This window comes from Salinivirga sp., from assembly GCF_035268865.1.
In the GTDB taxonomy this organism is placed as follows: Bacteria; Bacteroidota; Bacteroidia; order Bacteroidales; family Salinivirgaceae; genus Salinivirga.
Window position 1 is genome coordinate 1 of the sequence record NZ_DATFKB010000123.1, and the last position, 11,272, is coordinate 11,272.

The window sequence follows — 11,272 nt, forward strand, 5'->3', positions numbered from 1 at the left end:
GCTCCGCGCCGATGGCCCTCCAGCCGGCGGATAGCGGGAGAGTAGTGCCTGTCCGCCAATCGGCGTGATCGCCGCCAACTTTTAAAAGCCTGTTTATCTTAGGATAGACAGGCTTTTTTTATGGTGAAAAATTGGCTTAAATAATCGGCTATCTCAAAGAAACCTATTTGAACATCATTTTAATACTGCCTTGTTTGACCAGTAAAACCCTTGAATTTATTTGTGATACTTCTTTTTTTTCGGAGCAGCTCTAATTATCTTTTTGAATATATTAACTTTGCATGAAATTCGTTATAAATAATACTATTTGAAAGTTTGATATTATGCGACAAATTCTTTTAATATTTCTGATCACTAATTTTTCAATATCTATGTTTGCTCAGAATGTTGGTCAGGAAGGTGGTGATACACTACTGAACTATAAGGATATTAATGGGTTAAAACAGGGCAAGTGGATTAAGAAATATGTGAATGGACAGGTCCGCTATAAAGGTTATTTTGTTGATGATGAACCAAAAGGCGATTTTTATCAATATGATAAAAAAGGCAATTTGAAAGCTAAGCAATACTATTTTGGTGATAGTTTACAATGCACCACTGTTTTATTTTATGCCAATGGTGATACTTTGGCTTCAGGTAAATATTATAATAAGAAGAAAGATAGTATTTGGAACTATTATAATGAAAAAGGTCAATTAATGATGACCGAATCATACAATAAAGGCACTTATGATGGTGATTTTATTTACTATCACGAAAATGGGACAAAATGGCAATATATTCATTACACCGATGGTCAGAAGGATGGCCACTGGAAACGGTTTTACCGTAATGGCAATCCAATGTTTGAAACCTTTTATGAAGATGGCATGCGACAGGATACCTTTAAAACATACTACCCTGATGGGCAAGTGGAAGTGGTTGTGCCTTATGTGAACGATCTGAAACATGGCAAATATATTTTATATGATCGGCACGGTAATGTTATTGAAACCCGGATTTATGAAAATGGTATGCCAGAAAATGCCGATAAACTTGATGAAAAAGAGACGCAAAGAATCGATAGTTTATTACAAAATAGGGGGCGTTTTGATGAACCCTACGATCAGGGTATAAATTTTTTCAAAAAAGACAGGTATTAATACTCCTTAAATTAATCATAACTGCAAAAATATTGTTATAGATATTGAAAATTTAGTGGGAAAGCTAAAAAAAGTGGAATGCGAGTTTTTAAAGTGTAGAAGAATTAAAAGGTGAAAGAATGAAAAAACGTGTTTTACTCGCAATGAGTGGAGGAATTGATAGCTCTGTAGCCGGTATGTTGTTGAGTGAGCAGGGCTATGAAATTCACGGTGTGACCTACAGAACATACGATTCCGTAAAAGATAGCTGTATTAGCAAAGAAACAGGTTGCTGTACTGTAGATAGTATGATGGAAGCCAAGAGATTGTCAGAGAAGCTTGGTTATAAGCATGAAATACTTGATTTGCGTGATAGCTTCAAGGAAACAATTATTAAGAATTTTGTTGATGAATATCTTAAGGGAAGAACTCCAAACCCATGCGTAGTTTGTAACTCAGATATAAAATGGGGAGAATTAATCGAGCGGGCAAATGAACTAAACTGCGATTATATTGCAACGGGTCATTATGCACGAATTATTAATGAAGATGGTCGCTTTTATCTAGCCAAAGGAATTGATGAAAATAAGGACCAAACTTATTTTCTGTATGGGCTGTCGCAGGATGATCTCAAACGTACCTTGTTCCCTCTGGGTGGGCTTAAAAAAGATAAAATTCGAAAAATGGCTGCTGAACGCGGTTTTGTAAAGCTTTCTGAAAAAAAGGAGAGTCAGGAAATATGCTTTATTCCTGACAACGATTATCGAAGGTTTTTAACCGACGAAGTGCCTGAGCAAATTCAGGAAATTGGAGATGGTGATTTTGTGTTGACCAATGGAGAAAAAGTTGGTACGCATAAAGGTTATCCATTTTATACAATAGGACAGCGTAAAGGACTTGGAGTTGCCCTTGGGTATCCGGCATATGTCGTAGATATTGATGCGGGTACCAACACAGTTACTCTGGGAACGAAAGATGATCTCAACGGCGCTGGCTTTGTTGTAGGAAATGTAAACCTTATGAAATATGATCAAATACCTGCCGAAGGATTGGAGGTTAATATTAAAATCCGTTACAGAAATCAAGGTACAATGGGTAGGATTTATCCGGACGGTAAAAACTTAAAAGTTGATTTGTATCATAATGCTTCTGCCATTACACCGGGTCAATCGGCCGTATTTTATGAAAACGATGATGTGGTTGGTGGAGGGCTCATATTAAGTGTAAGGCATTAGGGCTATTTATATCATATCTTCTCAGAATTTGTTGTAACTTTATATCAATGAGAACTGTTTTATTTATCATCGGTCTTATGTTATTATTTTCTGCATGCAAGGAATCTGAAGATTACGTTTATTCAGATGATAGTGCTTATCTCCCAATGCATGAAGGTACGGTTTGGATTGATAGTGTGACGCAGATAACAATTGATGATCCAAGTGGTGTTTATGATACTTTACACTGGGTTGAAAAAACTGTTGTAGATAGTGTACAAATATATGATGAACTGCAACGGTTTTATTGCTCAAATTATTTATTTGATACATCCGCCAGTCGCTGGATTATTGATCATATCTTCTGGTATGAGAAAAGTAAAAATGCATTACTGAAATTTGAGCAAAATAAAATCTGGCTTGAATTGGTGTTTCCGCTTTACAAAAATACAAATTGGAATTATTACACCTATAGCACTTTGGCCGATACAGCAATAAGAAGCAGTGTGCATGAGGTTGATCAATTAAATAATATTCTGGGAAATATCTATGATTCAACATTGGTAGTCCATCACCATATGGATTCAACACTGATATATAAGTACACAGATCAAAGTTTTTATGTCAGAAATATCGGATTTCTTTACAGAGAAAAAGTTTCCATTATTTCTGACGATCCTGATTATGATTATACATTGCCGATAGAAGAGCGTATAAAAACTGCTTCTATACTAAAAAAAAGAAGATATTATGGCCAACCTCAATAAAAGCATAATTTTTGTTATCCTGCTTTTGTCTTTCTCAACCACTCTTGTTGCTCAAATTGCACCAGGGAAATATGTAGTTTTCTACAATACAAAAGCCGGCACACCCTATTCACTTGAGCAACCAGAAGCATTTCTTACAGATAGAGCGATTCAGCGGAGGGTGAAGCAAAATATTGCTATTGATAGTACAGATATGCCGGTGAATCCTGCATTTGTCGATAGTTTAGAAGTAGCCGGGGCGGATGTCCGTTTCAGTAGCCGTTGGTTTAATTTTACCATTGTAGATGCGGACGAAGCCATCATGGAATCGATAGAAAACTATACGTTTGTGCATAGTGTATCCAAGAAAAATGAGCCCAAAGCGCATCCTCAAAAGCAGGATAGTAAATACGAACAGGAATTGAAGCAAGCTTTTTACGGCCCGGGTTACCAGGAAGTTCAGAACCAGATAAATCTTGAGCCTTTACATAACCTTGGGTACCGGGGTGCAAACATGAGAATTGCTATAATTGATGCAGGATTTTCAGTAATGAATACCATGTCAGCATTTGCTCATTTATATGATGAAGGAAGAATTATAGCTACAGCAAATTTTGCAGAAGATACAACGGTATACTATGCACATACGCATGGCACAGCTGTTGGTTCAATAATGTGTGCTGATTTAGGAAGTGAATATAAAGGGGCCGCAACCGAAGCAGAATATGTGTTAATTAGGTCTGAAACCGGTTCGTCTGAATATTTGGCCGAGGAATACAGTTGGGTGGCAGCAGCCGAATTTGCCGACAGTATAGGCGCTGATGTTATTAATTCGTCACTGGGATATTCTACCTTTGATTGGCCTGCACAGAATCATTCTTTAGAAGACTTAGACGGTCAAACTACCATTGTGAGTCGAGCTGCAGGAAAGGCATTTAAAAAGGGCATCCTGGTGGTTGTTTCTGCAGGCAACCTTGGTAATGATCCATGGCAATATGTAAGCGTTCCGGCAGATAATCCTGATGTATTAACAGTAGGTTCTGTTGATATTAATGGAACATTGTCGGGGTTTAGTTCAATTGGATTGCCAGAGCATAATTTTAAACCTGATGTGGTTGCATGTGGTGAGTTAGCCCCATATGTGATTAGCGATATTGTTTATAACGGTAATGGAACATCATTCTCAAGCCCTTTGGTAGCTGCTGCAGCTGCGTGTTTATGGCAGGCATTCCCTGAATTATCTAACCAAACCATCGCAAGTGCTATTCGAAATAGCGGAAGCATATACCCGAATGGCAATAATATCATTGGAAATGGAATTCCCGATTTTGAAGCAGCTTATGCAAATCTGGAGACCGCTACTTTGTTACCGGATGATACTGCAATAGCTGAATGTATTTCAATTTATGCAGACAAGCAGGGGGCTATACATCTGCACATTTACACACCCGATAATAGTTTTGTCTCATTGAGAATTTACGATATGCATGGCAAAATTATTACAACCCATAAAGCAACCATTCTTGGAGGAGAGGTTAATGAAATAGTATTGCCCTCAGTAGGTAAGCCATCGAAAGGACAGTTTATTATTGTGAACCTCGATGGACCATTAATTAATGAAAGCCGCAAAATATTTGTCGATTAATGGAGAATGTGTCGTTATCATTAGCTGAGCTCAATAATCATATACGGGATATATTAGAGGCTAACTTTCCCGAGCAGATATGGCTTATTGCAGAAATTAGTGAACTTAATGTGAATTCTAAAGGCCATTGCTATATCGATTTTATTGAGCGCGATGAGCTGACAAAAAAAATAATAGCCCGCCAAAGAGCTACAATATGGGCTTTTCAGTACAGACTAATAAGTGGACATTTCGAAAGTATAGCAAGGCAACCACTGGCACCCGGCATGAAAGTTCTGGTAAGTGTGCAGGTTAAGTACCATGTGCTTTATGGACTATCATTAAATGTTATTGATATAGACCCTGCGTATACGCTGGGAGAGCAAGCCCGGCATCGGGAGGCAGTAATCAAACAACTGGAGGAAGAGGGTGTATTAGAGATGAATAAAGGGCTTGATCTTGCAAAAGTGCCCCAGCGCCTGGCCGTAATATCCTCCGAAACAGCTGCTGGATATGGTGATTTTATAAATCACATGGAACAGAATCCTTATGGATATCATTTTCATATTGAGCTTTTCCAGTCTTATATGCAGGGTGAAAATACATCGAACTCAATAATTGATGCATTGGGCCAGATTTATGACATGGAACATGAATTTGATGCTATTCTCGTAATAAGAGGTGGCGGTGCAAAGGCAGAGTTAAGTGTATTCGACGATTACGACCTCTCTTTCATGATTTCTCAATCGCCTTTACCTGTCCTTACCGGAATTGGGCACGAACGAGATGAGTCTGTGGTAGATATGGTGGCATGGCAAGCCTTTAAAACACCTACGGCAGTTGCTGATTTTTTAATTGAAAGAATAGCAAATTTTGATTATGACCTGGACGAAATGACCAGAAAAATGCATATGTTGGTGCGCAATACAATGGATAAAGCTTCATCCAGACTCGAGAAACAAGAATATCAGATTTCCAGCATGACTAAATCCATCCTTCAAAATCAAACTTCAGGCCTGAATGAACTTTCAGGGCAACTTTCATATGCCCTGAAGCGATTTCTGTATACGCAGGATAGTCAGCTCGAACAACTTGCAGATGAAGTAAAGAATAAATCTCATTGGTTTATTAACACACAGAAATTAAAAACCGAAGGTTTTTTTAAAAGCTTAAAATTGTCTAAAAGTAAGTTTTTAACTGACTACCAACACAAACTCGAAATACTTGAGGCAAAAGTGCAAAGTAACGATCCTAAGCGATTACTAAAATCCGGATATGGTTACATAACCAGGGAAGGTAAAAGAGTTTCCTCTGTATCAGGACTTAATGTTAGCGATAAGATTAGAATTGCCTTCAAAGATGGACAAGCTGACGCATCGGTAACAGATATTAATTCACACAAGGAAGACTAAAATTTTTCCGGTGGCGCTTTTTTAATTATTTTTAGGAAAAATTGCAACTCATGTTTTTTCGCATTACCTCCTTTATAGTCTTTTTACTCTTTATATCCCGTGCGCTGGCAGGACCTATTGATAGCCTGCTAATTCGCATTGATGATAGTAATGAGCATGAAAGGTTTGACCTATGGACTCAGGTTGGACTTCATTACCGCGAAGCCGGCAACTTTGATAGTGCAAATATTGCTTTCCATCAGGCAGAGAAGTATATCGTAAATGAAGTTCAAAAAGGTAATTATTTGCATAACCTCGGGAGCTTAAACTGGCGCTTCGGTAAGTATGAAAAAGCTGAGCAGTGGTATGACAGCGCCATAACAATTCGTGAAAAACTTCATGATACAGCCGGAGTTATGAAGTCCAGGTATTACTTAACGCTTGTATACAGGGATTTGTCTCAATACGATAAAGCTGCAAATCTTACTCGTTCGCTAATTCAACTTTCATTGGCACAAAAAGATTCAGCATCGCTTGCAGACATGTACAATCATTTAGGCGGCATATTTCTCAGATTAAATCAATATGATAGTGCCTCTTCATGGTATAAAAAAGCCATAGATATACGTTTTGCAATGAATGATTCGGTGAAAATGGCTGACAGTTATTCCAACATGGGCAAAATTGCACGTGAGCAAAGCCTTTATCCTGAAGCAGTAGATTATTACAAACAGGCACTTGAAATATATGCAGCAATAGGTAAGCATAAGAAAGAGGCTTATACCCGTTTGCTTTTAGGCGGTACTTACTGGGCTGCTAAAATGTATCAGGAGGCTTTAAGGCAGTATCTTACAAGCCAGCAGCTTTATGAGCGTATGAGAAATAAGCAGCAGGTTGCCTCTACACTTAAAAATATTGGACTTATTTACCGCGATATAGGCAATATCGACAAGGCTGTAGAATATCATATCCGTTCACTGGAGCTTTACCGGGCAATAGACAACAAACCTATGATTGGTATAGCTATAAATATTTTAGCTGGTGATTATTGGTCGGCAGGGAATTATAACCAGGCCCTGGACACCTATTTAAAAGCATTGGCAGTTAGAAAAGAACTTGGGAATAAAAGCCACATAGCCGGAAGTTACAATAATGTTGCCCTCGCTTATAAAAGTCTTGATAAAACAGACTCTGCCCTTGTGAATTATCGCAGGGCAATGGATATATATACAAAAATAAATGATCAGCGCAATGTAGCTGCAATGCTTAATAATATTGGTAATTTATATAAGAAAAATGAGCAGTGGGATTCGGCTGGAGTATATTTGCAGAACGCTTTAAAACTGCGCGAGACTATTGGTCACAAACAGGGAATAGGCTATAGTGCATTAAACCTGGCCCAGGTTTTAAAGAAACAAAAGAGATTAACCGGAAGTTTGAAATTACTTACAAAAGCAGAGCAGGTTGGCAGGGGTTTAAAAGACCAGTATTTAATACAGGAAAGTTCTTTGCTGCTTTCTGAAATACACGATAAACTAGGTAATCACGAAAAGGCCTTTAGTTATTATAGAGAGTACCATGAAGCAGAGCGAAAACTTCAGGTTGATGAATCTATACGTCGAGTGGCCGATATGCAAATACGTTTCGAAGCTGAAAAGCGCAAGCGAATCGTTGAAAAGAAAGATGCTGAGCTTAAACAGCAAGCGATGCGTATTTATTTTCTTACAGGCGGCCTCTTATTGCTTGTGTTTTTAATTATTGTTGTAATTATTGCCTTTATTCAAAAACGCCGTTCCAATAAGCTGTTGGCTATACGTAACCATGAAATTAAAGAGCAAAATGCCGAGATTGAGGCGCAAAGGGACCTTGCAGAGCAGCAGCGTGATAAAATATCAGAGCAAAACGAAAAGATTAAGGATAGCATTCTATATGCAAGGCGTATACAAAACGCATTGTTGCCACCCGACGACCAGATGGAGAAACTGTTGAAGCAACATTTTATTTTATTTAAACCCAGGGATGTTGTTAGCGGAGATTTCTATTATTTTCAGCAATATAGAGAATTTACAGTTATTGCTGCTGCAGACTGCACTGGTCATGGCGTTCCCGGTGCATTTATGAGTATGTTGGGTATTTCGGTCTTAAATGAGATAATGGCTACAGGCGAATTTAAAGATGCTGCAGGAATTTTAGAAATCTTGCGCAAAAAAGTAAAGAAAAACTTACACCAAACCTCAGTAAAAGATTCTAACAGCGATGGTATGGATCTGGCTTTGGTGATTTTAGACAGGCAAAAAATGAAACTCGATTTTGCCGGGGCCAATAATCCGCTGGTGATTGTTAGAAATAACCAGATTATTACGATAGAAGGTGACAGAATGCCTATTGGGGTGCATATTTATGATGAAGAAGATTTTAAAAATCATGAGGTTAAACTTGAAAAAGCCGACAAAATATATATGTTTTCAGATGGCTTTGTAGATCAGTTTGGTGGTAAAAAGGGAAGAAAATTAATGTCGAAAAACTTTAAAAACCTGTTGCTCGAAACATCAAAATATGATATGAAAGAGCAGAAAGAGAAGCTTGATAAGTTTTTTGTTAAATGGAAAAATGATTACAGGCAAATTGATGATGTGGTAGTAATGGGTTTAGAAATATAGTTGATTTTCTATAGTTTTTATAGTAAATTGTCTGCCTATGGCAACAATGCAACCAAATATTCTTATAATTGATGACGACAGGGTCAGCCAAATTTATTTGGGAGAATTAATTGGTACCCTAATCCCAGGGGCATCAGTAGTTAAAGCTGATAGCGGCGAGAAAGCACTTGATCTGATTAATAGAATTGATTTTGACTTCGTGTTTTCTGATATTCGAATGCCCGGTCTTTCCGGTGAAACCCTATTCGAAGAATTGGTGAAGGCTACAAAGAAATGCGAAAATTGCCGAATTTATGCTATATCAGGAATTTCGGAGCAAGATACGCTCAATATTAGAAATGCAGGAGCAGTAGCTGTTCTCCGTAAACCCATAGATAAATTTCGTTTAGAAGAATTATTTTTTGGAAACGTTAGGCCTGAAGATGAAAAAAACAAATTTAGTGAGGCAAATAGAGAATCTTTAATAGATCCGCAAAAAATAATTAAGCTTTACGAATATAATTATGATAAAGTAGCCCAGATACTTAAGTTATATCAGCAAACACTGCCAGATCAAATGAACCGGCTGCAAATTGAATGGGATGCGCGCAACTATGAGGAGGTCCGGAATTTGGGGCATTCTCTTAAAAATTCTTTCACTTATCTGGGTGCCGATATACTTAAAGAGAAGGCGCACAGTCTTGAAAATATTATTGAAGGGCGGACCGAAATTGCATATGTTGATAGCATTGTAAATGATATTTCGGGAGCATCCAGGGGTATTGAGAAAAAAATTGCAGAATTAATAGAATCCTATGAGCATAAATAAGAGGCTGTTTTTTATAATACTTCTCATGCCGTTGCTTTTTGGAAAGGCCCTGATCTCACAGCCTGATACAAGTATTTACATCAACAAGGTTTCTTATTACCGTACATTTGCAGAAGAGCATTTGTACAATTCCGATTCCGTCTTGCAGATGATTAACAGGGGTATTGAACTTGCTGTGGCTGCCTCCGATACAAATTATCAGCACGTTTTTTACACTTTAAAAGGCGATTTTCTGAAACACGATAATAAATACGAACAGGCACTCGATTCTTATAAAAATGCTCTTGATGTTATTGAAAGTGACGAAAAAGGTGAAAAACGGGCACAAATTACAAAGAAAATAGGGGCCCTGCATTGGAAATATAATTATTACAAAAATGCGAACAAAAATTTTCAGCAAGCCCTCTATATATACCAGCAATTAGGCGATGCTATTGAAGTTGGTAAGACTTTTAATAACCTTGGTACTATTTCTCGTGATGTGTCCAGGATGGATTCTGCCCTCTATTATTATAGAAAAGCGCTCACCATTTTTAATGAAGCCCAGGAGGAAAGGTGGGTGGCACATACGCTTAATCTTATTGGCAATACTTATTTACAATTAAATAATACGAATAAAGCCATTGAGCATTATAAAGAATCGCTTGACTTACGAAGAGCATTTAATGATAGTATTGCTATTTCTAAGTCGCTCACCAACATTGCAAGGGTATATAAACGCAACAAACAATTTGAGCAAAGTCTTGAATATTTCAATAAAGCATTGGAAACTCGGCAGAACCTCAATGAAATGACTTTAGTTGCCTCAAGTTTAAATGATATCGGCGGACTTTATAGATCTATGGGCAATTATGCAAAAGCTATCGAATACTTTCAGAGGGCGCTGATAATCAGGAGGCAAAAAAGCGATCAGCTGGATGTGGCTGCCTCATTGTTGAATGTTGGAAGCATCTATAAAGAGTTGGAATTACCAGAAACCGCACTTGAATATTATACAGAAGCTTTAGAAATTTACCAGCAAATAGGCGATGAAATACGCATCAGTAACTCCTTAAACTACATTGGAGGGGTATATTATAAACAAGGTGAATATGATCATGCACTTGATTACTTTTTGAGTGCACTCGGTTACAGAGAAGTGGTTGGCGATCAGCTTCAGATTGCCGGTTTGCTCAATAATGTGGCCATGATTTATAAAAACATGGGCAATTATGAAAAATCACTTGAATACTATCAAAAAGCACTTGAGCATTATAAGAATCATGGCGATAAAAAGTTTTATGCTGCTACGCAAAACCACATAGGGAATTTATTCATTGAAAAGGAAGCGTATGATGAAGCCCTTGAGTGGCTGAAAAAAGCTTATACACAGCGCCGTAAAATAGGAGATGATTTTGGGTTTGCCCACTCTGCGCTGGATATAGGCAGCGTTTATTTAAAGCTCAGTAAAGAGGCCGCGGCTATGGCCTTTTTGATGAAATCATTAAAGGTCGCTAAAGAACTAAATAATTTTCAGCTTTTGCGCGATGTGTATTTTACACTGTACAAGGTTAGCAAAGCTATGAGAAGAGAGCATGCAGCCTTGCGCTACCATGAAAAATATGCAGCATGGAAAGATTCGGTATTTAATCACCAAACACTTGAAAAAATTACCCGTGTGCAAATGCAAAATGAAGCTGAACGCACAAGGTTAAAAATAGCTTTTGAG

The 11,272-nt window shown here is 37.8% G+C and carries 8 protein-coding genes; all 8 read left to right on the plus strand.

All coding sequences use genetic code 11. The annotated features are described in order from the left end of the window. Positions 1-323: 323 nt before the first annotated feature. A complete protein-coding gene (locus VJ937_RS07510) occupies positions 324-1,142 on the plus strand; it encodes a toxin-antitoxin system YwqK family antitoxin (protein WP_324066283.1) in 819 nt (272 codons plus the stop codon). A gap of 119 nt (positions 1,143-1,261) precedes the next feature. Further along, positions 1,262-2,356 carry a tRNA 2-thiouridine(34) synthase MnmA gene (gene mnmA, locus VJ937_RS07515; RefSeq protein ID WP_324066284.1) on the plus strand — a complete coding sequence of 365 codons (1,095 nt, stop codon included), beginning with the start codon at positions 1,262-1,264 and terminating at the stop codon, positions 2,354-2,356. A 47-nt stretch (positions 2,357-2,403) separates the two neighbouring features. Then, positions 2,404-3,102, plus strand: coding sequence for a hypothetical protein (locus VJ937_RS07520; protein WP_324066285.1), 699 nt, complete (start codon positions 2,404-2,406; stop codon positions 3,100-3,102). Then, positions 3,086-4,726 (plus strand): S8 family serine peptidase, encoded by a 1,641-nt coding sequence (locus tag VJ937_RS07525; RefSeq protein WP_324066286.1) that lies wholly within the window; start codon positions 3,086-3,088, stop codon positions 4,724-4,726. The genes VJ937_RS07520 and VJ937_RS07525 overlap by 17 nt, the downstream gene beginning before the upstream one ends. Beyond that, on the plus strand, positions 4,726-6,117 hold the full coding sequence (xseA, locus tag VJ937_RS07530; RefSeq protein ID WP_324066287.1) for an exodeoxyribonuclease VII large subunit: 1,392 nt from the start codon (positions 4,726-4,728) through the stop codon (positions 6,115-6,117). Before VJ937_RS07525 ends, xseA begins: the two co-directional genes overlap by 1 nt. Positions 6,118-6,167: 50 nt before the next feature. Next, positions 6,168-8,756 carry a tetratricopeptide repeat protein gene (locus VJ937_RS07535; protein ID WP_324066288.1) on the plus strand — a complete coding sequence of 863 codons (2,589 nt, stop codon included), beginning with the start codon at positions 6,168-6,170 and terminating at the stop codon, positions 8,754-8,756. Positions 8,757-8,793: 37 nt separating this feature from the next. Further along, positions 8,794-9,564 (plus strand): response regulator, encoded by a 771-nt coding sequence (locus VJ937_RS07540; RefSeq protein WP_324066289.1) that lies wholly within the window; start codon positions 8,794-8,796, stop codon positions 9,562-9,564. Then, positions 9,551-11,272, plus strand: a 1,722-nt coding sequence (locus VJ937_RS07545) for a tetratricopeptide repeat protein (protein ID WP_324066290.1), incomplete at its 3' end; no start/stop codon positions are given. The genes VJ937_RS07540 and VJ937_RS07545, both read left to right, overlap by 14 nt.

Coding starts and splice junctions, on each gene's coding strand:
- VJ937_RS07510 (WP_324066283.1), top strand. CDS start 324: ATGCGACAAATTCTTTTAATATTTCTGATCACTAATTTTTCAATATCT.
- mnmA (WP_324066284.1), top strand. CDS start 1,262: ATGAAAAAACGTGTTTTACTCGCAATGAGTGGAGGAATTGATAGCTCT.
- VJ937_RS07520 (WP_324066285.1), top strand. CDS start 2,404: ATGAGAACTGTTTTATTTATCATCGGTCTTATGTTATTATTTTCTGCA.
- VJ937_RS07525 (WP_324066286.1), top strand. CDS start 3,086: ATGGCCAACCTCAATAAAAGCATAATTTTTGTTATCCTGCTTTTGTCT.
- xseA (WP_324066287.1), top strand. CDS start 4,726: ATGGAGAATGTGTCGTTATCATTAGCTGAGCTCAATAATCATATACGG.
- VJ937_RS07535 (WP_324066288.1), top strand. CDS start 6,168: ATGTTTTTTCGCATTACCTCCTTTATAGTCTTTTTACTCTTTATATCC.
- VJ937_RS07540 (WP_324066289.1), top strand. CDS start 8,794: ATGGCAACAATGCAACCAAATATTCTTATAATTGATGACGACAGGGTC.